This is a genomic window from Acinetobacter sp. WCHAc060006 (assembly GCF_004209135.1).
Classification (GTDB): domain Bacteria; phylum Pseudomonadota; class Gammaproteobacteria; order Pseudomonadales; family Moraxellaceae; genus Acinetobacter; species Acinetobacter cumulans.
Map to the genome: position 1 here is coordinate 38,154 of NZ_SGSS01000004.1, position 22,514 is coordinate 60,667.

General features: G+C 39.1%; 24 protein-coding genes. 15 read left to right on the forward strand and 9 right to left on the reverse strand.

The annotated features are described in order from the left end of the window. The first annotated feature begins 158 nt into the window (after positions 1 to 158). Both EXE29_RS03705 and EXE29_RS03710 read left to right on the forward strand, forming a co-directional pair. Positions 159 to 665 carry a hypothetical protein gene (locus EXE29_RS03705; protein ID WP_120363978.1) on the forward strand — a complete coding sequence of 169 codons (507 nt, stop codon included), beginning with the start codon at positions 159 to 161 and terminating at the stop codon, positions 663 to 665. Positions 666 to 864: 199 nt separating this feature from the next. Further along, on the forward strand, positions 865 to 1,410 hold the full coding sequence (locus EXE29_RS03710) for a hypothetical protein (protein ID WP_106984752.1): 546 nt from the start codon (positions 865 to 867) through the stop codon (positions 1,408 to 1,410). Positions 1,411 to 1,517: 107 nt separating this feature from the next. On the opposite strand, the gene ilvA is transcribed toward EXE29_RS03710, so the two are convergent. After that, the gene (gene ilvA / locus EXE29_RS03715) at positions 1,518 to 3,056 is read right to left on the reverse strand and encodes a threonine ammonia-lyase, biosynthetic (protein WP_120363977.1); all 1,539 of its coding nucleotides are present in this window, start codon (positions 3,054 to 3,056) and stop codon (positions 1,518 to 1,520) included. 107 nt (positions 3,057 to 3,163) lie between these two features. On the opposite strand from ilvA, the gene rpiA reads away from it, so the two are divergent. The 9 genes from rpiA (at position 3,164) to EXE29_RS03760 (ending at position 12,596) form a co-directional block, all read left to right on the forward strand. Continuing rightward, positions 3,164 to 3,835: a ribose-5-phosphate isomerase RpiA gene (gene rpiA / locus EXE29_RS03720; RefSeq protein WP_106984750.1), complete on the forward strand. Its 672-nt coding sequence runs from the start codon at positions 3,164 to 3,166 to the stop codon at positions 3,833 to 3,835. Positions 3,836 to 4,003: 168 nt separating this feature from the next. Then, positions 4,004 to 4,681 (forward strand): YgjP family zinc-dependent metalloprotease, encoded by a 678-nt coding sequence (locus EXE29_RS03725; protein WP_117006695.1) that lies wholly within the window; start codon positions 4,004 to 4,006, stop codon positions 4,679 to 4,681. A gap of 437 nt (positions 4,682 to 5,118) precedes the next feature. Beyond that, positions 5,119 to 6,456: a glycosyltransferase family 2 protein gene (locus EXE29_RS03730; RefSeq protein WP_228198706.1), complete on the forward strand. Its 1,338-nt coding sequence runs from the start codon at positions 5,119 to 5,121 to the stop codon at positions 6,454 to 6,456. Continuing rightward, positions 6,453 to 7,406, forward strand: a complete 954-nt coding sequence (locus EXE29_RS03735; RefSeq protein WP_117006696.1) for a hypothetical protein — start codon at positions 6,453 to 6,455, stop codon at positions 7,404 to 7,406. Before EXE29_RS03730 ends, EXE29_RS03735 begins: the two co-directional genes overlap by 4 nt. A gap of 153 nt (positions 7,407 to 7,559) precedes the next feature. Next, positions 7,560 to 8,612, forward strand: coding sequence for an N-acetyl-gamma-glutamyl-phosphate reductase (gene argC, locus EXE29_RS03740; RefSeq protein WP_171356298.1), 1,053 nt, complete (start codon positions 7,560 to 7,562; stop codon positions 8,610 to 8,612). 77 nt (positions 8,613 to 8,689) lie between these two features. Further along, a complete protein-coding gene (locus EXE29_RS03745) occupies positions 8,690 to 9,442 on the forward strand; it encodes a DUF6776 family protein (protein ID WP_117006697.1) in 753 nt (250 codons plus the stop codon). Between the two features lie 19 nt (positions 9,443 to 9,461). Beyond that, positions 9,462 to 9,878, forward strand: a complete 417-nt coding sequence (gene clpS, locus EXE29_RS03750) for an ATP-dependent Clp protease adapter ClpS (RefSeq protein WP_117006698.1) — start codon at positions 9,462 to 9,464, stop codon at positions 9,876 to 9,878. A 9-nt stretch (positions 9,879 to 9,887) separates the two neighbouring features. Beyond that, positions 9,888 to 12,164 carry an ATP-dependent Clp protease ATP-binding subunit ClpA gene (gene clpA, locus EXE29_RS03755; RefSeq protein ID WP_120363976.1) on the forward strand — a complete coding sequence of 759 codons (2,277 nt, stop codon included), beginning with the start codon at positions 9,888 to 9,890 and terminating at the stop codon, positions 12,162 to 12,164. A 78-nt stretch (positions 12,165 to 12,242) separates the two neighbouring features. Then, the gene (locus tag EXE29_RS03760) at positions 12,243 to 12,596 is read left to right on the forward strand and encodes a YnfA family protein (RefSeq protein WP_117006699.1); all 354 of its coding nucleotides are present in this window, start codon (positions 12,243 to 12,245) and stop codon (positions 12,594 to 12,596) included. 38 nt (positions 12,597 to 12,634) lie between these two features. On the opposite strand, the gene EXE29_RS03765 is transcribed toward EXE29_RS03760, so the two are convergent. The 4 genes from EXE29_RS03765 to EXE29_RS03780 all read right to left on the reverse strand — a co-directional run bounded on the left by EXE29_RS03765 (position 12,635) and on the right by EXE29_RS03780 (position 16,114). Beyond that, positions 12,635 to 13,774 (reverse strand): hypothetical protein, encoded by a 1,140-nt coding sequence (locus EXE29_RS03765; RefSeq protein ID WP_117006700.1) that lies wholly within the window; start codon positions 13,772 to 13,774, stop codon positions 12,635 to 12,637. 82 nt (positions 13,775 to 13,856) lie between these two features. Further along, complete coding sequence (locus EXE29_RS03770; RefSeq protein ID WP_228198705.1) at positions 13,857 to 14,312, reverse strand: hypothetical protein; 456 nt, start codon at positions 14,310 to 14,312, stop codon at positions 13,857 to 13,859. Positions 14,313 to 14,423: 111 nt separating this feature from the next. Then, positions 14,424 to 15,344: an ornithine carbamoyltransferase gene (gene argF / locus EXE29_RS03775; RefSeq protein ID WP_117006702.1), complete on the reverse strand. Its 921-nt coding sequence runs from the start codon at positions 15,342 to 15,344 to the stop codon at positions 14,424 to 14,426. Between the two features lie 119 nt (positions 15,345 to 15,463). Continuing rightward, a complete protein-coding gene (locus EXE29_RS03780) occupies positions 15,464 to 16,114 on the reverse strand; it encodes a TetR/AcrR family transcriptional regulator (protein ID WP_120363975.1) in 651 nt (216 codons plus the stop codon). Between the two features lie 235 nt (positions 16,115 to 16,349). On the opposite strand from EXE29_RS03780, the gene prpB reads away from it, so the two are divergent. Beyond that, a complete protein-coding gene (gene prpB, locus EXE29_RS03785; RefSeq protein WP_117006704.1) occupies positions 16,350 to 17,234 on the forward strand; it encodes a methylisocitrate lyase in 885 nt (294 codons plus the stop codon). 2 nt (positions 17,235 to 17,236) lie between these two features. Next, positions 17,237 to 18,373 (forward strand): bifunctional 2-methylcitrate synthase/citrate synthase, encoded by a 1,137-nt coding sequence (prpC, locus tag EXE29_RS03790; RefSeq protein ID WP_117006705.1) that lies wholly within the window; start codon positions 17,237 to 17,239, stop codon positions 18,371 to 18,373. A gap of 90 nt (positions 18,374 to 18,463) precedes the next feature. Here prpC and EXE29_RS03795 read toward each other — a convergent pair whose 3' ends face one another. Beyond that, the gene (locus EXE29_RS03795) at positions 18,464 to 18,946 is read right to left on the reverse strand and encodes a CinA family protein (protein WP_120363974.1); all 483 of its coding nucleotides are present in this window, start codon (positions 18,944 to 18,946) and stop codon (positions 18,464 to 18,466) included. 205 nt (positions 18,947 to 19,151) lie between these two features. Between EXE29_RS03795 and EXE29_RS03800 the strand changes: the two genes are divergently transcribed. Together EXE29_RS03800 and EXE29_RS17895 are read left to right on the forward strand one after the other, a co-directional pair. Further along, entirely contained in the window at positions 19,152 to 19,388 is a 237-nt protein-coding gene (locus EXE29_RS03800; RefSeq protein ID WP_106984944.1) for a hypothetical protein, read from the forward strand. Positions 19,389 to 19,668: 280 nt separating this feature from the next. Continuing rightward, positions 19,669 to 19,782: a hypothetical protein gene (locus EXE29_RS17895; protein ID WP_410159309.1), complete on the forward strand. Its 114-nt coding sequence runs from the start codon at positions 19,669 to 19,671 to the stop codon at positions 19,780 to 19,782. Between the two features lie 139 nt (positions 19,783 to 19,921). On the opposite strand, the gene EXE29_RS03805 is transcribed toward EXE29_RS17895, so the two are convergent. From EXE29_RS03805 to EXE29_RS03815, 3 genes are all read right to left on the reverse strand, one after another. Further along, positions 19,922 to 20,443 (reverse strand): lytic transglycosylase domain-containing protein, encoded by a 522-nt coding sequence (locus EXE29_RS03805; protein ID WP_228198704.1) that lies wholly within the window; start codon positions 20,441 to 20,443, stop codon positions 19,922 to 19,924. Between the two features lie 293 nt (positions 20,444 to 20,736). Then, complete coding sequence (locus tag EXE29_RS03810; protein ID WP_106984946.1) at positions 20,737 to 21,225, reverse strand: GNAT family N-acetyltransferase; 489 nt, start codon at positions 21,223 to 21,225, stop codon at positions 20,737 to 20,739. 88 nt (positions 21,226 to 21,313) lie between these two features. After that, complete coding sequence (locus EXE29_RS03815; RefSeq protein ID WP_120363973.1) at positions 21,314 to 22,513, reverse strand: acyl-CoA dehydrogenase family protein; 1,200 nt, start codon at positions 22,511 to 22,513, stop codon at positions 21,314 to 21,316. Position 22,514: the final 1 nt, after the last annotated feature.

The window sequence follows — 22,514 nt, forward strand, 5'->3', positions numbered from 1 at the left end:
CGATCATATTTATTAACGATTCACTGCTGTTTGCATGAAGCAGATTCGTCTAAGCTTGTTCTCGATATAGTATCTTTTTCTGATCTGTCCAGCTATTCAGCTTACATGCTGTAAAGAAATAAAAGCAAAATACTGGACCACTCTGTAAGGAGCGGGAGATGAGTGCAACCTTGTATGAGTTAATACGTGTGGCATTTCCAGAATTAAAGGAGCTGCCTTTACCTGATGAACCAGAACTGTTTTCAAATTTTGAAGCATGGATAAATCAGCTTTACCCGAATTTAATGCGCTTAGATGGTTTAGATGTTCAGCAAAACGGAATTGCCGAATGTCATCGGCTTCAGCAATTGCAAATCGATTTAGATGAGTTAAAAAGTCATATACAAGATGAGATGTCGACTTTTCATAATATGTACGAAAGTTCAGATTTAGAAGAAGAGTACGAGGAAGATCAATTACATGCTTATGATTTTGAGTTTACTTATAAAGTCATTTTGAGCAATATCCAAATGTTTGTTGAGCCTTATGATTTGGCTGTGCTGGCTATTGAACAAGATCAACCGTATTGGATGTTGGTTCCAGAAAATGATGAATTAATTCAAAATATTATTCATCATTTTGGATTGGTATTTAGTGCATCTGAGCCAATGCTTCGCATCGATTAAATCAAGTTCTCTTGTATTATTTCACCATGGTTGTCTTTTGATGCGATTTAAAACAATTCTGTTCAGCTATTGTCATGAATCTTTCAAATTGCATAGTTATGCTCTGAATGTGTTAATTAAATGGCGCATTGCTGGCGCAAAGGCCTGTTAATCATTTGAAATGGTCAATTGTTCGACCACGTATTTAAGTGCCTTCACGATGAATGATAAAAAAATATATAAGATTCTGCAGGAATGGTTTCCAGAATTAGACTTTAAGAAAGTGCCAAAGGAAAGCCAACGACGCGATTTTGAACATTTTAAAGCATGGATGATGACTGAGAAAAATAAGGGTTACACCCGAACTTATTTAATGGCTTTACATCCCGAACATGCTTTAGAAAGTCATATTCATCAGGCAGCTGTTTTACAAGACTTGGCACTAGACTTGGAAAAAGCCCAATTTGAAATGATGCAGGCAGTTCAACCTACGCTTTATCATTATGAAAAAAACAAAGCAAATATTGGAAAGAATTATCAAGTTCAAGAGCAAGTGATCGAGATGATATTGTCTAAAATTTATGAGCGCTTAGACGCATATAATTTTCGGATGCTACTCATTTATGCGGATCAATATTATTGGATTGCAGTTCCAGCACATGCAGAAAAACTGAATAAATTTTGTAAAAAGTTTGAAAAGCAATTTAAAGCAGAACAATTGAAAATTGAGCTATTTTCAATGTCGGATTGTTTGCAATCTACTTAGGTTTGGCACAACTTAAGATTAGATATTCCTAAAATGGCTTATGCAAAATTAGATGCCAACAAAATAAAAAAGCCTGCAATCATGCAGGCTTTTTTATACAAATCGGCTTATTTTAAGAAACGTTGGTAACCCAAGTTATTGGTGATTTCAGCATACGGATAAGTAATGCTTTCTAGTGTTTCAATTAAACCGTCTGGATTTTGTTTAGCATCAGTTGCTTCCATGCCCACGAGTACGCGACCTTCAGCAGCACCGTGGTTACGGTAATGGAAAAGCGTGATGTTGTGGGTAGGGCCAAGACGTTCCAAGAAAGTCAGTAGCGCACCTGGACGCTCAGGGAATTCAACACGGAATAGGCGTTCATTTTCGATATCTGCATGACCGCCAATTAAATAACGGATATGAAGCTTAGCGACTTCATCATCAGAAAGATCATCTACATCGTATTCAAACTTTAATGTTTCATAGATGTCATGACGTTCTTTTTCTCCACCTTTTAGGCTGATACCCACAAAGACTTGCGCCGCAGAAGAATCACTTGCACGGTAGTTGAATTCTGTGATGTTACGGCCTTGCAGAGCACGACAGAATTTAAGGAAAGAACCTTTTTCTTCTGGAATGGTTACGGCAAAGATTGCTTCTTTACGTTCACCGAGTTCTGTACGTTCTGCAATATAGCGTAAGCGGTCAAAGTTCATGTTTGCACCGCAAACAATTGACACCATATTTTTATCTTCTAGGCCATGCTCAGCAATATACTTTTTAATCCCTGCAAGCGCCATTGCACCAGATGGTTCAACAATGCTACGGCATTCATCAAAGGTATCCTTAATGGCTGCACAGATTTCATCTGTATTTACCAGTACAACTTCACGCTCAACAATTGGGCCTGAGTTATCTGATTTTTGCAGCTGAATCACTTCAAATGGCTTTTCACCAATTTGCGCAACGGCAGTACCGTCGGCAAATAAACCTACAGATGGAAGAATGAAACGTTCATTGGCTTCGAACGCTGCTTTTAAACATGCAGATTCATCATATTCAACAGGAATGACTTTAACATGCGGTGCTACATCACCTAAGTAAGCTGCTACACCAGCAATTAGACCGCCACCGCCTACTGCAACGAATACGTAGTCGACATCACGCCATTGACGTAAAATTTCGTTGGCAATTGTACCTTGACCCGCCATAACGAGTTCATCGTCATAAGGGGGAATAAACGACATGCCTTCATCTTTTGCGCGCTGGATTGCATATTTGTTTGCAACGTCAAAAGAGTCACCATGTAATACAACTTCACCGCCTAGGCGTTTAACGGCTTGAACTTTAATATCAGGTGTTGTCTTTGGCATGACAATAATGGCGCGAATACCCAACTTTTTACCAGATAACGCCACGCCCTGAGCATGGTTACCTGCAGAAGCAGTAATAACGCCACGTTCTAACTGAGATTTCGGTAATTGACTGATGCGGTTGTAGGCACCGCGCAATTTGAAAGAAAAGACAGGCTGCAAGTCTTCACGTTTAAAACGGATATTATTCTTGAGCTTTTCACTAATTCGTGGCGCTGCTTCGAGTGGGGTTTCGATTGCAACGTCATAGACCGTTGCCTGTAATATTTGTCGAACCAAACGAGACAGCATGTTAATTTTCCATCTAACAGTTTAAAATAGGCGTTCATTGTAACAAACACCCGTACATTTGGGCTGTAAAATCAGCAACAAATGTCAAAAAATAGTTGAGCCAAGTTATGAGTCTGTATGCTACCCAAGATGAAAAGAAACAAGCTGTCGCAAAAGCTGCGTTAAAGCATTTGCCAAAAGGCGGTATTTTGGGTGTTGGTACAGGAAGTACTGTGAACTTCCTTATTGAGTTATTGCCAGAACTTCAATTGGAAGCGGCTGTTGCGAGTTCTGAAGCAACTGCACAACGCCTTAAAAAATTAGGCATTGAAGTTGTAGATATGAACAGCGTAGGCGGTTTGGATGCCTACGTAGATGGCGCTGATGAAATTGACCGTCACATGCACATGATTAAAGGCGGCGGCGCTGCACTTACACGTGAAAAAATTGTTGCGTCTATTGCGAAAAAATTCGTATGTATCGTAGATGATTCAAAATGGGTAGATCAATTGGGCCGTGATTTCCCACTTCCTGTAGAAGTGATTCCAATGGCACGCTCTGCAGTTGCACGTAAAATCGTTTCTTTAGGTGGTGACCCTGTGTACCGTGAAGGCGTGGTAACGGATAACGGTAACGTGATTTTAGACGTACACAACTTAAATATCTTAAATGCTTTAGAGCTTGAAAAGACTTTGAATGACATTCCGGGTGTGGTGTGTAACGGTATTTTTGCTTTGAACAAAGCTGATATTGCTGTTGTAGCAACTGATAACGGTATTGAAGAGCGTACTGCTGTTTAATAGGCTAATATTTCCCTCTCCTTTTAGGAGAGGGTTAGGGAGAGATTTCTTTTTAATAGCTCCCTCATCCTAACCTTCTCCCAGAGGGAGAAGGGACTCCTAATATATTTTTGAAAACTATTTAAAATTCAATTTTATGCATTATTAATAAGCTTTTAAAAAGAATAAATGACACCAAACCTTCCTGAAATTCAAATCACTCGAAAATTACGTGCCACACGCTTAAGACTACGTGTAGAACCAACTCAAATTAAATTAACTGTTCCCCAGTTTTGCACGCAGCGCCAAGTTGAAGAATTTTTAAAACAATCAGAACAATGGATGATTGAAACATGGCAAAAACAGCAGGAAAAAGCAGGGCAAATTGATAAGATACTTCCAACTGAATTAAAACTCTTTAATTTAGAGCAGCCTTTACAGGTTGTATATCAAACTCAAAAACATTCATTTATCTTGGATGAAGAAAATCATCAACTATTCATCAGTGATCGACAGCCTGAATCTTATTTAAAGTCTTTTGTCATAGCGTATGCAAAGCAATATTTACCAACGTATTTGAACAAGCTAAGTAGTGAAACAGGACTGAGATTTAATCAATGCGCAGTTCGTCAGCCTAAAACCCGCTGGGGCAGCTGTTCTGCCAAGCATGACATTATGCTGAATAGCGGATTGGTACTTTTCCCATTGGAAATCACACGATATGTGGCTGTACATGAGTTAGCACATACTAAGCACTTTGATCACAGTTCAAACTTTTGGGCAGAAGTCCAAAAGCATGATGTTTATTTTCAGCAGCATCTGAAAATTTTAAAAACCACGGCCTTGCCATGGTGGTGGAATAAATAAATCGATTTTTTGAAGATAATGAATGATATCTATTAAGTATTTATACATATAAAAAATAGATTATTTATTTTTATAAAGGCAAACAGCCTTATTTTTAATTTTTTTATATATTTTCTTTTTTATTATTTAGATAAATGTAATTAGAGTATTTACTTTAATATTCTGATTAATTTGAAATCTATTTTTGCTTTAAATACAAGCAAATTATTTTGTAAAATGATAAACAAATCACGTTTTATGTATTGTTTTGTGAATTATTAATATTATTATGTGTGGCTATTGAGGTTGGGTATATTTTAATCACGTTTTTTTAAAAAAGTGATTTTTAGGATTAATTTGAGTACGGGTGTATTTAAATTTATTCAATTTATATATTTTCAATCACGTATTTTTTTCTCTCCCTCAGCGTTAATAATAGACGCTTAAAGTAATTATATATGGTTAGCCAAGATCGTAGCAGTCCCGCTACACGGTTGTATATTTCTGTTCGCGTTAAATTTGTGATCGCTTTCATTGGAGCCTGTCTGTGGACATGGTTTTCTTTATGGATGGCTGAAAATTGGATCCGTGATTTGAGCCAATTGATTGGGTCAGTTGCAGCGATATTCTTTATTTATGGTATTGCGATTATTCCTGGATTTATGAATTCCTTTGCTGCTTTAAGTTTGTTGATGGATAAAAGGCCTAAACGAAAAATCTTAGATGTTTATCCAAATATTACAATTTTGATTGCTGCATATAATGAAGAATCTTCTATTCTAGACACGCTTAAGAGTGTGGATCGACAGAATTATCTGGGTGGACTGCAAGTCATTGTGATTAATGACGGTTCTAAAGATCGTACTGCGCAACTGGTCAAACAGGCTGAAGCTCAGTATTCATGGCTGACTTTATTGGATTTAAACCAAAATGCAGGTAAGGCTCATGCCTTAAATGAGGGTTTGAAATTAGCCAAACATGATTTGGTGCTTACTGTTGATGCAGATTCCTACTTACACCGTATTGCTTTGCAATGCATTGTGGAGCGCTATGTTGCAGATCCGCCGAATACACGCGCTGTTGCAGGTAAAATTTTGGTACGAAATTCACGTCATAATTTACTGACAAAAACGCAAGAGTGGGATTATTTTTTGGGAATTGCTGCGACAAAACGCTTACAGTCTTTATATCAAGGTACGCTGGTGGCTCAAGGCGCATTTTCAATTTATGATCGTAATGCACTGGTTGAAGTGGGTGGCTGGCCTGAGTGTGTAGGTGAGGACATTGTACTTACTTGGGCATTGCTCAGAGCAGGTTACCGTATCGGACATTCGGAGGATGCCTGTGTATTTACCAATGCGCCGACGGAACTCAACGTGTTTGTTAAACAACGTCAGCGTTGGGCACGTGGCATGATGGAGGCTTTTATTAAGCATCCAGGTATTTTAATTAAGCCACGATTATCCACCTTCTTTATTCATTGGAATGTGCTTTTCCCGTGGTTGGATATTGCGTTTACCTTTGGTTTTATTCCTGGAATTATTCTGGCGTGTTTTGGTCATTTTTGGATAGTTGGTCCAATGACTTTGGCACTCTTACCTATGGCTTTTTTGTTGGGTTTTCTCAATTACAGTATTGAAAAACGTATGTTTAAAGCTATGGATCTTAAAATACGTAAAAACCTAATGGGTTTCTTTGTATATGTTTTGGCTTATAGTTTTTTGTTGCAACCAGCAAGCATTTTAGGCTACTTGGACGAAATTTTGAAAACACGTAAAAAATGGGGTACTAAATGAAATCTAATAATATAAATTTTGGTTTCTCATTATGCTTTTTGTGCTTACTTTCAACCGATGTGCAGGCAGGTGAGTCTTCAGCAACCCAACCCTCAGATTGGGCTGCGGGTACTGAGTTTTTCATTAGCCATGATAGTGAAGGTTTTGAAACAAAAAAATTATCAGCTGAAGTTTTTCCTCAATACACCAATGCAAATGATTATTTAGGCGCACGTTTTAGTGCCTATAATTATAAAATTGATGATTGGCAAAGTGATGCTTATAAAGTTTCAATTCTTGCTAAGAATGTAGAAGCGGCGACTGCAAATGGATGGACGCTCGAAGCTGGGGTGTTTGAACAAAATGACCATACCTTAGCCACCTTTGATGGTAGCTATCGTCAACCATTAACTAAAAGTACCGCAGTAGAAGTATTTGCCAATCGAGATTGGGTCGAAACACGACCAGCTTTAGAGCAAGGTATTCATTTTACTTATTTGGGTGGAGCGGTTGATCAACAAATAGGGCCACATGTTACCGTGGTTGGTTTGGCTGCAACACAGCTTTTCTCTGATGATAATCGCCGTGACCATGGTCGCTTAAAATTAATCTATCAGCCATCCTTAGAACATGGCTTAACTTTGCAGGCGCGATACCGTATGTATCGAAGTGATGCTGATGATGTTGCAGGCTTGTATTTTAATCCTAAAGATTATGAAGAAAGTATGCTGGCACTGGGGTGGCGTAAACGATTCAGTGGTTGGACGACGGGTATGACCGTTGGTTATGGCCGAGAAAAAGTGGCTGATGCACCGAGCCAATCAACAAAACTGCTTGAACTGAACATACAGAGCCCAATCCATCAAAACCAATTTGTGCGCTTAAATGCGGGTTATAGTAACAGTGCTTCATATTATGGCGTCGACTATAGCTATCGTTATTTAATGGGCGAATGGGTACTTAAGTTTTAACAATGCTGTCAAAAATTGAATTCACCTTTAGCTTGGCTTTTTAAGTTTAGGTAAAATGATAAAATTCAGCCAACAGCTCGGCAAAACTGTTCAGAAAATATGAACTTCCTGTCATACTACGACCTTATAAATGGATAGTTTAGATTTGAGGTAATGAGCGTGATTTCAGTTGGTATTGTCGGCGGTACAGGTTATACAGGCGTTGAATTACTCCGTATTTTACTGCGTCATCCAAACGCGGAAGTAAAAGTTTTAACTTCACGTACTGAAAATGGTCGCCGTGTCGATGACATGTTTCCAAGCTTACGTGGCCATACTGAACTCAAATATTCAGACCTTGATATCAATGCATTAAAAGCATGTGATGTTGTATTTTTTGCAACACCACATGGTGTAGCGATGAAACATGCTGCTGAATTAGTTGCAGCAAATACCAAAGTGATTGATTTGGCTGCTGACTTCCGTTTGCAAGATCTTGAACAGTTTGAAAAATGGTATGGTTTAGAGCACGCTTGCCCAGAAATTCTAAAAGATTCTGTTTACGGCCTGTCTGAGCTGAATCGTGAAAAAATTCAACAAGCTTCAGTGATTGGTAACCCAGGTTGCTATCCAACTACAGTGCAATTGGGTTTAGCACCTGTGCTCAAGGCTGAAGGATTAGTGAAACCTGAAAGTATTATTATTGATGCAAAATCTGGGGTTTCAGGTGCAGGTCGTAAAGCAAGTCTTGGCATGATCTATTCTGAAAATGCAGATAACTTTAAAGCATACGGTGTAGCGGGTCATCGTCATCACCCTGAAATTGTAGAAGCACTCGAAAATATTTCAGGTCAAAAAGGTGTGTTTAACGAAATTTTATTTGTACCTCATTTGGTGCCAATGATTCGTGGCATGCTCAGCACAATTTATATCGATTTAACGGATGCTGGCGCAACTGCAGATTTGCAAAACTTATATGAACAGTTCTATGCAAATGAACAGTTTGTAGATGTGATGCCATCGGGAAGTTCACCAGAAACACGTACAGTACGTGGCGCTAACCAATTACGTATTGCATTGTATAAACCACAGCCTAAGAAACTAGTCATTCTTGCAGTACAAGATAACTTAGTAAAAGGTGCTGCTGGTCAAGCAGTACAAAACATGAACTTAATGTTTAATTTTGCAGAAAATGCAGGGTTACAAGGCATTGGTTTATTACCATAAGAAACGCATTAAAACTTCACACACATTTAGATTTCGATTTAAATGTGTGTTTTGAATAAATCAAATAAGAGACGACGATGCCGAATACAGACTCTAATATCACGTCAGAACCGACTTCAAGTAACAACAAACCATTTTTGAAAAGTAATATGCCTTTGGTTGCAGGTGCTGCAATCATTGCGCTGAGCAGTGGTTTATTGGGTTATTCCGTTGGCCATCGTCAAGGCCTGACGGTGGTGGGCTATGATGCGGATGCGGAGCAATTGGTTGAAGTTGTGCAAAAGCAAAAAGCTGAATTGGCTGTGCTCCACAAATCACTCAATACTGCTGTGCAAGAGCGCGATATAGCAGTAAGCAATTCAAATGATTTAGGATTATCTGTAATTAAATCACGTGATGCACAAGAGCAAGCAGAAAATCTTGGTGTGTTATATCGTGAGGTATTACGCCAACGCGGTGGTATTGCATTGGCAGTCCAACACTTGGCTATTAAACCTTTACCTGAAAATGCTTTTGAATATCAACTGGATTTAATGCAGGTGAGTCCAAATAAAGCCAATGTTTCAGGTAGTGTGGAAATGCGCTTAATTCAAGGTACAGAAGTTCTGACTGTACCTATGGAAGACAAAAACTTCAATTTTGAAAACAATGAACGTTTAACGGGTCGATGGACTATGCCTAAAGGCTTTACCCCAAGTTTTATTGAGGTACGTTTAAATGGTTCAGGTAAACAAGTCACCCGTCGTTTCAGTTGGACAAAAGGCCCTGCAGTAGATAATCAAGCTGCATTCCTTTCCGAGATCCCACAAACTGAAGCAAACGTAAACTAAAGTGTGTAATAAAAAAATTATGCGAACAAATAAGCGTCAAATTAGCCTGTCGAGTATCAAAGACTCTTTTCATCAATCTGGATTGGTCGATTGGCATCTCAGCCCACGCTTGAGCAACGACGATTCGCATGAAGAAGGTGATTCAAATACTGCGGTAATGACTGCGCCGCCTCAATTTAAACGTCCACCGATGTACGCTGTCGTTTTAATGAACGATGATTACACCCCAATGGACTTTGTTATTGAAATTTTACAACAATACTTTGCAATGAATCTTGACCAAGCTACTCAAGTAATGCTAACTGTACATTATGAAGGAAAAGGTGTTGCAGGTGTTTATCCGCGAGACATCGCGGAGACTAAAGCGAACCAAGTCAATAATTACGCTCGGTCTCAAGGTCATCCATTACTTTGTCAGATTGAGTCCAAAGATTAAGGGGGTTGCATGCTCAGTCGTCAATTAGAAGTATCATTACGTTTGGCTGTCAGCATGGCTCGTCAAAAGAGACATGAGTTTTTGACGGTAGAACATTTATTATTGGCTTTACTTGATAATGACTCTGCTGTAAATGCATTAAAAGCATGCGGCGCAGACATTATTGTGCTTCGCAAAGAGTTAGAAGAATACGTCGAACAACACACCCCAAAATTGGGTGAAAATCAGGATCAAGCACCGCATCCTACGGAAAGCTTTGACCGTATTTTGCAACGTGCCATTTTTCATGTGCAATCTAGCGGTGGTGACCGTACTGTAGAAGGTGCGGATATTTTGGTGGCGATGTATTCTGAGCGTGATTCTTTTGCGGTGTATTTACTTAAACGCCATCAAATTAATCGTTTGACTCTGACTCAATACCTTTCTCATGGAACACGTAAAGAAGAAGTACAAGCTGAAGAAGAAGTAGAAGAGCTGGATGGCGAATCTGCAGCTTCTGCCAATGCTGGCCCATTAGAGCTTTACACCACCAATTTAAATCTAGAAGCGCAAAAGGGCAAAACTGACCCTTTAATTGGCCGTGAAAAAGAAATTGAACGCGCAGCTCAAATTCTATGCCGTCGCCGTAAAAACAACCCGCTGTTGGTGGGTGATCCCGGCGTAGGTAAAACGTCTATTGCAGAAGGTTTAGCTTGGCTCATTGTAAATGGTAAAGCGCCTAAGCCACTTGAGCATGCTGAAGTATTTAGTTTGGACATTGGTGCATTGGTTGCAGGAACCAAGTATCGTGGCGATTTTGAGAAGCGCTTAAAACAATTGTTAAATGCGCTAAAGAAAAAACCAGAAGCAGTGTTATTTATTGATGAAATTCACATGATCATTGGTGCAGGCTCAAGCATGGGTAGCACGATGGACGCATCGAATTTGATTAAGCCAGCACTTGCAAATGGTACTTTACGTTGCATCGGTTCAACAACTTTCCAAGAATACCGTCAGGTATTTGAAAAGGATCATGCTCTATCACGTCGTTTCCAAAAAATTGATGTGAATGAGCCTTCAATTTCAGAAACGATTGATATTTTACGCGGTTTGAAATCTAAATTTGAAGAATTTCACCATGTGAAGTATGAAGATAAAGCTTTGGTTTCGGCGGTTGAATTATCTGCTAAATTTATTAATGACCGTTTCTTGCCTGATAAAGCCATCGATGTAATTGATGAAGCTGGTGCACAGCGCAGATTGAAGGCAGAGCAAGACGATACCGCAATTACGGTTGAAAATATCGAAGATATTGTGTCTAAAATTGCCCGTATTCCGCCAAAAACGGTATCTAAGGATGATAAATCTGTACTTGAACATTTAGAGCGCGATTTGAAACGTGTGGTCTTTGGTCAAGATGAAGCGATTGAAGCCTTGTCTTCAGCAATTAAACTGTCACGTGCAGGCTTGAAGTCACCAGACAAACCCGTTGGTAGTTTTGTTTTTGCTGGCCCAACAGGTGTGGGTAAAACGGAAGTTACCAAGCAATTGGCTAAACTGCTAGGTGTAGAACTCGTACGTTTTGATATGTCTGAATACATGGAGCGTCACGCCGTATCTCGCTTAATTGGTGCGCCTCCAGGTTATGTTGGTTTTGACCAAGGCGGTTTACTGACGGATGCGATTCATAAAAATCCACACTGTGTATTGTTGCTGGATGAAATTGAAAAAGCACATCCAGATGTATTTAACTTATTGCTTCAAATTATGGATCATGGTGCGTTAACGGATAATAATGGACGTAAGTCTGATTTCCGTAATGTAGTGTTGGTGCTGACAACGAATATTGGTGCAGAAAGTATTTCTCGCGTCAGCATTGGCTTTATGGATCAAGACAACAGTAATGACAACCAAGATGCAATGAAAAAAGCATTCTCACCAGAGTTCCGTAACCGTTTGGATGGTGTGATTCAGTTCCGTGCATTGCCTACAACAGTCATTGAAAATGTGGTTGATAAGTTCTTAACTGAACTACAAGCACAGTTAGATGATAAAAAAGTGATGCTAGAGGTGGATCAAGATGCCCGTGAATGGATGGCTGAAAATGGTTATGATCGCCTGATGGGCGCTCGACCGATGCAACGTTTGATTCAAGAGCATTTGAAAAAACCACTTGCTGAAATGATTTTATTTGGTGAGTTAGCAGAGCATGGCGGTAACGTTGCCGTTTCTGTGAAGAAAGAAAATGGCAAAGCGATTGGCTTGAAACTTGAAGTATTTGAAGATCAAACCGCTGAACCAGCATAATTTCACAACTGATTTAAAATAACCCGTGTTCTCACGGGTTATTTTTTGACTATCCACATAATTGAAGGGCTTAACGTTTTGGATTTGCCATTTGCTAAAATATTAACGACATTCTTTTTGTTTTTAGTCACTGCTGTGATGGAAATATTAGGTTGTTATTTTCCTTATTTAATTTTGAATCAAAACAAAAGCCAATGGTTATGGGTTCCAACTGCTCTGGCTTTGGGGGCTTTTGTTTGGCTGTTGACTTTACATCCGGCTGCCTCCGGGCGTATTTATGCGGCCTATGGCGGTATTTATATTTTTACAGCGCTGCTGTGGCTGCGCTATGTAGATCAGGTGAGTTTAAGCCGTTGGGATTTGGCTGGCGGCGCAGTCGTGCTTGTTGGGGCGGCTTTAATTATTCTGCAGCCGCAGGGGCTCATCCGTTAGGCTTTGGAAGATTATATGAGGCATGAAATGGAGTGAATCTAAACAGGCTCAAACCATTTCACAATGCGATGAATATCCGCTTCAATACTTTGAATCTCTTGATCATTGGGTTTTGCAAGTACACATTGTCCTAATGCGGAATACCTTTTGATAGGGCACAGATAATGCCATTCTGCATAATGCATTTGATTGCTTTTGTTGTTGTATATACTGTGTCCAAATGTGTCGATACTTCCATTTTCAAAGCGACTAAGGTTTATATAGTGTGTTTTGCAATTGGTTTGATCTGTTTGTGTTGACTCATAGTGCACTAGTTTTCCATTAATATAGAATATGTTGTATTCAAAACTTGGATATTCCTTGCAAGTGCTGACATTTTTGAGCTTGGCGCGAATGACATAATTTTCAAAATGCAATTGATCCAGCTGAGCTGTATATTTTCGTGCCTCATAGACTTCGTCCACATTTGGAATGCGGTGCTTTAATTCAGCGTTATGGTCACTGCTTTGAACATTATCTATCTGCCGAATGCCGCTGTTTTGCATATAACCAAAATAATGGTGATGACGGGCAAATTGATAAGGTGCAGGCTGGCCGTTGTTGATTAAGTCAGCATTAATATGTTGTTGTGTTTCATAGCCTTGTTTACTGAAGCTTAGAGTTCCGAGTAGGCCTTCATAAGCTGTGCCAATAGATATTGCCTGTTGCAGTATATTTCCTCCTCCATAAGTAAAAGGAGTCTGAATGACTAGCTGGCCTTCCATAACTGAGGGAGCATTATTTTTTGGATCAGACTTTGGTAGCGAGTAGTTGAAATTACTGAGCTTATACAGCCATCGGTGGTACTCAGGAATATGGAAAACAATACTGTGAGTGGTTGGATTTGCAGCGCCTTGAATGGGCACAGTGATGAAATTTCTATGCAAGCAAGGAAGCTGTAAAAAACTACATTTATCTATTGTGGCAGTCAGTCCAGGTATTGCAATGATGGCCTTATAACTGGCTTGGGCTTGTTGCGGCTGAAGAAAAATCTTCTGCACCTTTTCTGTGGTCATGGTTCCATAACTTGAATATAAATCTAATTTGATATCAAGGTATTGTTTATATTGGAATAATTGAATAAAAATAAATAAGAGGAATAGGGTGGCCAAACTTATTTTAAGTTTTTTATGATGCATTATTATCGTGAGCAGGCTTCTGAAATATTCAGGAATTGTTGCAGAAGCCTATCCATATAGCAAATAGGATATTTGCCGATGATTAAATACCGCAATCTTTTTGCTTTAATTCAAGTTTGTAGTGGTTTTTCTCTGAACTTAAATCGAACTCGACCAAATAGGGATTTCTTTTCTGATATTCATGCTCAAAGAAAATAGGGCAGTTCTGTATTAAATTTTTCTTAATGAGTTTCTGAACTTCTTTAGATCCAAGATCTTGCTCAAACTGTGCAAAATCAGGTGTGATAATCATGCCTTTAAGCTCAGTTTTTTTAGAAGTTAAGCTGAGCTGTTCAATAATAGTATTGTGGTCGATTTCGAGCGGCAGTGTTTTAGAATCTTCTGCACTTAATACACTGAGCAGTTCATCCAGCTGTTTGGGCTCTTGAATCTTAAAATTCTCATCAATAATCTGTTTTGACTGCAGGTATTGATCAAATTCAGATGCTTGAGTGTGGAAAAATGCAGAAGCTAAAACTGCAGACAGGCAAAAGCTCATTTTTTTTAGATGCATAAAAATGGTCGCTATTAGAATTTTAAAAGACCATTTGATTATATCCATGAAGCATAAAAAAAAGCACCCGAAGGCGCTTTTTATTCAACGAAAGGCTTAGTCTTTTTTAAGGTTTTCGTTAATTAAGAATTCAACCAGCGCTTTTTGAGCATGTAAGCGGTTTTCAGCTTCATCCCAAACCACTGCATTTTTGTGGTCGAGCATATTTTCTGAAATTTCTTCACCGCGGTGCGCAGGCAAGCAATGCATAAATAGGCAATCCGGATGCGCCAAGTCCATTAAACGTTCATTGACTTGGTAATCTGCAAATGCTTTTTCACGGATTTTTTGCTCTTCCTCTTGGCCCATACTTGCCCAAACATCAGTCACAATAAGATCTGCATTTACAGCAGCATCTTCAGCTGAGTTTACAAGCTCTACGCAGTGCGCAAATTCAGACAAAAATTGCTCTTGAGGTTCATAGCCTTTTGGTGAAGCAATTTTTAATTTAAAGCCCCACATGTGTGCAGCTTCAATATATGAATTGCACATGTTGTTGCCGTCACCAATCCAAGCAACTGTTTTACCTTCGATTGAACCACGGTGTTCAACAAAGGTTTGTACATCGGCAAGAAGTTGGCAAGGGTGGTGGTCATCTGTTAAAGCATTAATGACTGGAACTTTTGAGTAAGAAGCAAAACGTTCAACAATGTCATGGCCGAAAGTACGAATCATGACAATATCGAGCATGCTTGAAATAACACGTGCTGAATCTTCTACAGGTTCACCGCGACCCAATTGTGAATCACGTGATGAAAGGAAAATTGCACTACCACCAAACTGGCTCATACCAGCTTCAAACGATACACGCGTACGAGTGCTTGATTTTTCAAAAATCATGCCCATTACTTTGCCAACAAACGGTTGGAACACTTCATTGTTGTGCTGTTTGCGTTTCAGCTCAATACCACGTTGCACAATTTGGTTAAGTTCTAAAGTCGATAAATCGCGTAAAGTCAGAAAATGACGCAGAGCCATGATTACTCCACAATAATTGCTGAATCAAAAAATAAACAACAATTAGTTGTTGGTTGGTTAAAGAAAAAAAAGGAGAATCAAGTACTCTATACCAAAAACCTGCAAAAATGCAAAAAAAACTAGGACTTTTGATGCCCATCTAAGAAGCGATCTACACAGTAATTTATGTAATTGATGTTTTCTTGATCAGTTTCTTCATTTGGTAGACCCATTAAAATTTTCCATTCTAAATTACGTAAGATACCAAAATAAAATTGTGCTGAAAAAAGCGGGTGCTCACAGACCAGTAAACCTTTCTGATGAGCAGTTTCCAGTGCTGTTGCAATCGCCAATTGAATTTGTTTTGGGCCGTGCTCATGGATATGTTGTGCAATATCAGGGTTGCGCTGACTTTGCTCAAGGACTAAACGCATAAATGCGACTTTATCGGGTTGGTTCAAATGATGCTGAAAATTTAAAAGGGTTTGAACTAAATAATTGCGAAAGCTAGACAGCTCAGGATTAAATGGGACGCAAATATCTTTAAAAAATTGATCGCGCCGATAATCACAAATTGACTTAAACAAGCCTTCTTTATTGCCAAAATATTTATAAATGGATGCTTTTGAGCCACCTGCATGATTGACAATATCATCAAGTGAAACGGCATCATATCCATGTCGTAGAAATAGTTCAGCACCACTTTCTAAAAGTGCGACACATCGTTCATGACCACGTTTAGTTTGTGGTAAGTCGCGTGCGAGCGGTTCTAACTGAGCTAAATCTTGCATATTGGAAATAAATAGATCCACTAAAAATAACACTTGTAATTATAGCAAATCTTTGTACAAAGAGGGTGTAATCATCTGTATTGACTAAGCAATATACAGTCACGAAATAATATTATATCTTTCAAAAATATTTGACTAAAGTTATAGAGTAAAAATTCTAATTGGTCATAGCACACCAAATAATTATGGTTATACTCAAGCCTCAACAAATATAGAGACCTCTGTGGAAGGGAATATGACAGAACAAACGTCTGCAGGTTTAAGATTTAGACAAGCATTAGAAGTGGAAAAACCATTACAAATTATCGGCACAGTCAACGCTTATGCAGCAATGATGGCGAAACAGGTGGGTTATAAAGCCATCTATCTTTCGGGTGCTGGGGTTGCGAACTATTCTTATGGTTTACCTGACTTAGGTATGACCAGTCTGGATAACGTTTTAGAAGATGTCCGTCGTATTACAGAACGTGTAGACACACCGCTTTTGGTGGATATCGACACAGGTTGGGGTGGTGCATTTAATATTGCACGCAGTGTAAAGCAAATGATTGCTGCCGGTGCAGCCGCGGTTCATATTGAAGACCAAGTAGCACAAAAGCGCTGTGGACACCGTCCAAACAAAGAAATTGTGACGCAGCAGGAAATGGTCGACCGCATTAAGGCTGCTGTAGATGCAAAAACCGATTCAAACTTTGTGGTGATGGCGCGTACAGATGCTTTGCAAAAAGAAGGTCTGCAAGCAGTGATCGACCGTGCATGTGCATGTGTAGAAGCAGGTGCAGATGCGATCTTTGCTGAAGCCATGACTGACATTACCATGTACAAAACTGTCTGCGATGCAGTAGGTGTGCCTGTATTAGCCAATATTACAGAATTTGGTGATACCCCTTACTACACCAAAGAAGAACTTGCTGAGCAAGGGATTAGCATGGTGCTTTATCCATTGTCTCCGACACGTGCAATGCAAAAAGCAGCATTAGAAGTGATGCATGCCATCCGTAATGAGGGTACGCAAGTCAACGTGCTAGATAAAATGCAACAGCGTAAAGAACTTTATGAGTTCCTTGACTATCACACATTTGAAAATACATTAGATAAATTATTCACCGAAGGAAAATAAAAATGGCTGAAGGAAAAGTACTCACAGGTGCAGGACTGCGCGGACAAGTAGCGGGTAAAACGGCACTTTCAACTGTAGGCAAAAGCGGTGCGGGCTTAACCTATCGTGGTTATGACGTTCAAGACTTGGCAGAAAACTGTCAGTTTGAAGAAGTTGCGTACCTGATTTTCTTTGGTGAATTACCAACAACAGAACAGCTTGCAGCGTATAAAGCTAAACTGAAGTCACTACGTCAATTGCCACAGGCATTAAAAGAAGTATTAGAACGTATTCCTGCTGACTCACACCCAATGGATGTGATGCGTACAGGTGTTTCAATGTTAGGTAACCTTGAAACTGAAAAATCGTTTGAAGAGCAGCAAGATGTTGCAGACCGTATTCTTGCAACATTGCCTGCAATCATTTGCTACTGGTACCGTTTCAGCCATGACGGCGTACGTGTAGAAGAAAATACCGATGATGATTCAATCGGTGCTCAATTCCTGCATTTACTGCGTGGTGAAAAACCAAATGAATTGCATGAACAAGTGATGAACGTGTCACTTATTCTATATGCAGAGCATGAATTTAACGCTTCTACATTCACAGCGCGTGTATGTGCATCAACATTGTCAGATATGCATTCATGTATCACAGGTGCAATTGGTTCACTTCGTGGCCCATTACACGGCGGTGCAAACGAAGCAGCGATGGAAATGATTGAAAACTGGACGTCGCCAGAAGAAGCAGAACGTGAAATGCTTGGTAAACTTGAGCGTAAAGAAAAGATCATGGGCTTCGGTCATGCGATCTACAAAGACAATGATCCACGTAACGGCATCATTAAAATCTGGTCTGAACGCCTAGCAAAAGACGTTGGCGACACCGTACTTTATCCAGTATCCGTACGTTGTGAAGAAGTAATGTGGCGCGAGAAGAAATTGTTCTGTAATGCAGACTTCTTCCATGCATCTGCATATCACTTCATGGATATTGCAACCAAACTATTCACGCCAATCTTTGTAATGAGTCGTGTAACAGGCTGGGCAGCGCATGTGATGGAACAGCGTGCAGACAACCGTATTATTCGCCCAAGTGCGGACTATACAGGCCCTGAACTGCGTAAAGTAGTGCCGATTACAGAGCGTTCCGCTGCATAAGTTTTAAATTTTAGTTTTCAAAAAGCCTCTTCGGAGGCTTTTTTGTATATTGAATTTTTTTAATTTAGATGAATAAGCTTATTTTAGGGGCTATGTAATGAGCGTATCAACTTCTTGTGCGACCAGTTCCGTCAATTGTTCAAGGCGACTAAGTGGTTGTCCTGTTAAATAATATTGAAAGTTATAACACTGCTTTTGATATAAAATACTAATGAAAAATGTACCTTCGGGTTTGTCTACTGTGGCGCTTCCACCTGGCTTAAGCAAACCTGTACATGCCACAATTACATCTGCTTGCGTAAAGAGCAATTTTCCTTGCTGTGCCATTGCTTGAGTTACTTCAGCCGATTCAGCGGTATAACGTTCTATAAGCTGAGGGGATATGTTTAAAATAGACACTTTGATACTTGGGTCATAACTGACTAAACCACCTAATAAAATATCTGCGCCAGAATTTTTATAGATAGAAAATTGACTGCTGAGATAACCTGAACTCGCACTTTCAATAAAGGCAATCGTTTTATGATTGTGCTCAAGGGTTTGGCAACATTGTATTAATTGAGTTTTAGGCATTTTTGAACTTTAAGTTTTTAATGTATTTTAGCAATAATGTTTAAATATTTGAAAGTATAGTAACTTTTTACTGAAACTTATTTCAATTTGGTGTTTATGGTTTAAATGATTAAAGTATGGGCAAATTTTGAAATTAAAGGTTTTACTTCACTCAAAACAGTGGTAAAAATAAAAATAAAGTGTGTTAAGAAAGTAGGATACATTGATGAAAACAACAGTAAAGTATGTCGTTTTAAAAAGCTTAGATTACCAATTAGGCACGCCACTTTTTCAAGAGGAATTAGAGGCAGACAGTCAGTATTTTGACCAAATTCCTGCAGAAATTTCATATCAAAATCACAAGTTCAAAGTCAAAAGCAAAGAGCTGAAGCGATTACAAATTGTGGAAGAGTTTGAAGATTCACAAACGATTATCGTAAAAGTTCTCGCTTTAAGCGAATAATGAAAAGCGATAAAAAAACTCCGAATATCGGAGTTTTTTTATCGCTATACTTTTGTCAGATAGAGGGTGAATACTTAAAAATAGAATTAATTTTAAAATGTGAAATTGTTTATAGATTACAAAAAGCATGTGATAAATAACTTATTGGTGTGAGAGTTCATGGTTTGGTGCACGATTTTAATTGTAATTAAATGTAACAAATGGTTAAAAAAAAGATACAATTCACAGAATGTGTTGCGTAAAAACGTATAATTAATCCGATGTATTAGCAGTTTGAGTCATGAATATTCTAAAATTCATTAAAAGCTTTAATACTTCAGGTACTTACCTCATATTGTCAATTGTGATTTTAGCATTTTTGGTTGTTTATTTTTATGTGATAAATCCAGTATAGGATTCTTCTTTAAATATTTACTCCAGCTAAATGTGTTACCTGATGCTAGCCGGAGAAAAAAGAGCAATGTGATCATCACATTGCTCTTTTTTTATGTGAGTTACTAGGTACAGCGAGATGAGGTGACTTTTAAGCCTATTTAAAGCGCATTTTTTAACGATTTACGATGAGCTTTAACTTGTTTGGCATAGCGTTTACCTTGTTTTTTCATAGCACGATTATTGTTATAACCTGTAGGCCCAACATTGTAATAAGCCAAGGCCTTTTTGCTGTCGCCAGCTTGTTGAGTGTATTTGGATAGTATGTAAGTCCCACAGTTAATGTTGGTATTTTCATCAAATAAATCACCCATACAGGTGTTTTGCCAATAACGTGGAATAATTTGCGTCAGACCAACAGCACCTGCAGGTGAGCTTACATTCGTTCTATAAGATGATTCTTGGCGAATTAAGGCAGCCATTAATAATGGATCCATTTGATAGCGTTCGGCACTTTGAATAATCATTGGTGATACCCGATCAGCCGTAGGTGGTGCGACAGAATAAGCCCGTTGTATGCCTACAGATAATTTTTTTGCCCGTTTTTCTACAGATCCACCGCCAAGAGAAGAGCAACCAGCAAGTGTGCTTAAGCTTAGAAAAAGTACCGCGGACTTCAGCATGTTTTGCTGAGCAGAAAAAGTTTGGCAAAAATTGAAAAATCTATTGGCGTACATAAAAGTCCTATTTTAGGGGATTACAAATTAAGCTAGTAATCATTATCAATTACATCCATGTTAGGTCAAGCACATAACAGCATGATTCTGATTGCAAAATGTTACTCAGTAAAAACTGTCAGATCATCTGCTCTTTTTACAAAACCAACGAACGTAGTGCATTCATCACAGATTTTTATCAGCATAGCTGATGATGAAATAACGGCTATAGCACGTGTATATAAGGCGACGATAGCGCATTAAAATATGTCTTTTGCCATCCAAATTTCACATGCATGGCTGTGTCCTGTAGCGCCCATTGGAGCCTTTAGATGTGAAAATCCCAATTTTTCATATAGTTTGACTGCTTGCCATAAGCTTGAAGTCGTTTCCAAATAACAGATTTGAAAATGATGTAATTTTGCGAATTCAAATGCGGTTGCCAAAATCTTTTTGGCAAAGCCTAGACCACGTAAAGAAACATCGAAATACATTTTTTGTATTTCAAGTACATTGGGGTCACCCTGAAGCGGTGAGATACCACCACCACCTAAAACCTGATCATCTTCATTAACCACCACCCAATATTGTGCATTCTTTTGGCTATAGACCTGATATAAATCATCTAAAATAGGGTCGGCAACAGCAAATCCAGATTCAGGTGCTAATCCAAATTCTTGTGAAACTTTGCGAATTAGGGTTGCAATTTGTAGATTATCTTTTTGTTGAATGGGGCGAATGTGATACATAAATATAAGATAAAAAAAGAGATGATTTTTTATAGCAAAAAAATCATCTCTTGTGTCTTTTTGAAGAAAAAATAGCAAGAATATTCTACTACTTCAGTTCACTTGACGTTTTTCCTAGCTCACGGCGAGCAATAATGAGTTGTTGGATTTGTTGTGTACCTTCAAAAATATCAAGGATTTTTGAATCACGTGCCCATTTTTCGAGGAGTTCATCTTCGTTATAGCCCACACACGTTGCCAGTTCGACGCATTTTAAAGTGATTTCATTGGCTATACGGCCTGCTTTGGCTTTAGAAATAGATGCTTCACGTGAGTTTGGAATTTTGTTATCTGCCATCCACGCGGCCTTAATCATTAGGAGTCGAGCAGCTTCCCATTCAGCTTCCATGCGGTAAATTTGCGCTGCGATGTTTGAGCTTTGTAGGTAGGGCGTTGCATAAGTAGGATCAATTGAATCTTTAAATATTTCTTTAATACGCTCCAAAGACGCTTTTGCACAACCAATAGCCATAGCTGCAACTAAAGGGCGAGTGTTATCAAAAGTTTCCATCACACCAGCAAAACCTTTGGCTACATCTATTTCGGCATTGCCTAATAGGTTGGCGGCAGGGACACGACAGTCAATAAAGCTAATTGCTGCGGTATCTGAAGCTTTAATGCCGAGCTTATGCTCTAGTCGGTCAATATTCATGCCCGGAGTGCCTTTTTCAACCACAAAGGATTTAATTGCAGCACGTCCTAATTTTTTATCTAAGGTCGCCCACACGACAACTGCATCTGCACGTTCTCCACTGGTCACAAAGATTTTTTCGCCATTTAGGATGTAATGATCGCCATCTAAGGTTGCGGTCGTGCGAATTGCTGCTGAGTCTGAACCACAGCCAGGCTCTGTAATTGCCATGGCAGCCCACACCCCATCAAATCGTTTTAGCTGCTCATCATTTGCCACGGCTGCGATTGCAGAATTTCCTAAGCCTTGGCGGGGCATAGAGAGTAATAAGCCTGTATCGCCATAGCACATTTCAACAACACTCAGTGCTGTTGACATATTTACGCCATTTTTATTGCCTGTTTGTGTATCGCCACGTTTATTCACTGCGGCACCAGCGTTCAGTCCATCACCACTTTGGTTCATCCCATCGACCAAAGATGACAACATGTCGAGCTCTTTCGGATAGGCATGTTCTGCTTTATCGTATTTACGTGAAATTGGGCGTAGCACATTTAAAGCAACTTCATGTGCTTGATCAATGAGCATTTTAAATTTTTTAGAATTTTGTAAATTCATA

Bases quoted from the DNA above. Each gene is read 5' to 3' on its own strand.
- EXE29_RS03705 (WP_120363978.1), top strand. From the start codon at position 159: ATGAGTGCAACCTTGTATGAGTTAATACGTGTGGCATTTCCAGAATTA.
- EXE29_RS03710 (WP_106984752.1), top strand. From the start codon at position 865: ATGAATGATAAAAAAATATATAAGATTCTGCAGGAATGGTTTCCAGAA.
- ilvA (WP_120363977.1), bottom strand. From the start codon at position 3,056: ATGCTGTCTCGTTTGGTTCGACAAATATTACAGGCAACGGTCTATGAC.
- rpiA (WP_106984750.1), top strand. From the start codon at position 3,164: ATGAGTCTGTATGCTACCCAAGATGAAAAGAAACAAGCTGTCGCAAAA.
- EXE29_RS03725 (WP_117006695.1), top strand. From the start codon at position 4,004: ATGACACCAAACCTTCCTGAAATTCAAATCACTCGAAAATTACGTGCC.
- EXE29_RS03730 (WP_228198706.1), top strand. From the start codon at position 5,119: ATGGTTAGCCAAGATCGTAGCAGTCCCGCTACACGGTTGTATATTTCT.
- EXE29_RS03735 (WP_117006696.1), top strand. From the start codon at position 6,453: ATGAAATCTAATAATATAAATTTTGGTTTCTCATTATGCTTTTTGTGC.
- argC (WP_171356298.1), top strand. From the start codon at position 7,560: ATGAGCGTGATTTCAGTTGGTATTGTCGGCGGTACAGGTTATACAGGC.
- EXE29_RS03745 (WP_117006697.1), top strand. From the start codon at position 8,690: ATGCCGAATACAGACTCTAATATCACGTCAGAACCGACTTCAAGTAAC.
- clpS (WP_117006698.1), top strand. From the start codon at position 9,462: ATGCGAACAAATAAGCGTCAAATTAGCCTGTCGAGTATCAAAGACTCT.
- clpA (WP_120363976.1), top strand. From the start codon at position 9,888: ATGCTCAGTCGTCAATTAGAAGTATCATTACGTTTGGCTGTCAGCATG.
- EXE29_RS03765 (WP_117006700.1), bottom strand. From the start codon at position 13,774: ATGCATCATAAAAAACTTAAAATAAGTTTGGCCACCCTATTCCTCTTA.
- EXE29_RS03770 (WP_228198705.1), bottom strand. From the start codon at position 14,312: ATGAGCTTTTGCCTGTCTGCAGTTTTAGCTTCTGCATTTTTCCACACT.
- argF (WP_117006702.1), bottom strand. From the start codon at position 15,344: ATGGCTCTGCGTCATTTTCTGACTTTACGCGATTTATCGACTTTAGAA.
- EXE29_RS03780 (WP_120363975.1), bottom strand. From the start codon at position 16,114: ATGCAAGATTTAGCTCAGTTAGAACCGCTCGCACGCGACTTACCACAA.
- prpB (WP_117006704.1), top strand. From the start codon at position 16,350: ATGACAGAACAAACGTCTGCAGGTTTAAGATTTAGACAAGCATTAGAA.
- prpC (WP_117006705.1), top strand. From the start codon at position 17,237: ATGGCTGAAGGAAAAGTACTCACAGGTGCAGGACTGCGCGGACAAGTA.
- EXE29_RS03795 (WP_120363974.1), bottom strand. From the start codon at position 18,946: ATGCCTAAAACTCAATTAATACAATGTTGCCAAACCCTTGAGCACAAT.
- EXE29_RS03800 (WP_106984944.1), top strand. From the start codon at position 19,152: ATGAAAACAACAGTAAAGTATGTCGTTTTAAAAAGCTTAGATTACCAA.
- EXE29_RS17895 (WP_410159309.1), top strand. From the start codon at position 19,669: ATGAATATTCTAAAATTCATTAAAAGCTTTAATACTTCAGGTACTTAC.
- EXE29_RS03805 (WP_228198704.1), bottom strand. From the start codon at position 20,443: ATGCTGAAGTCCGCGGTACTTTTTCTAAGCTTAAGCACACTTGCTGGT.
- EXE29_RS03810 (WP_106984946.1), bottom strand. From the start codon at position 21,225: ATGTATCACATTCGCCCCATTCAACAAAAAGATAATCTACAAATTGCA.
- EXE29_RS03815 (WP_120363973.1), bottom strand. From the start codon at position 22,513: ATGAATTTACAAAATTCTAAAAAATTTAAAATGCTCATTGATCAAGCA.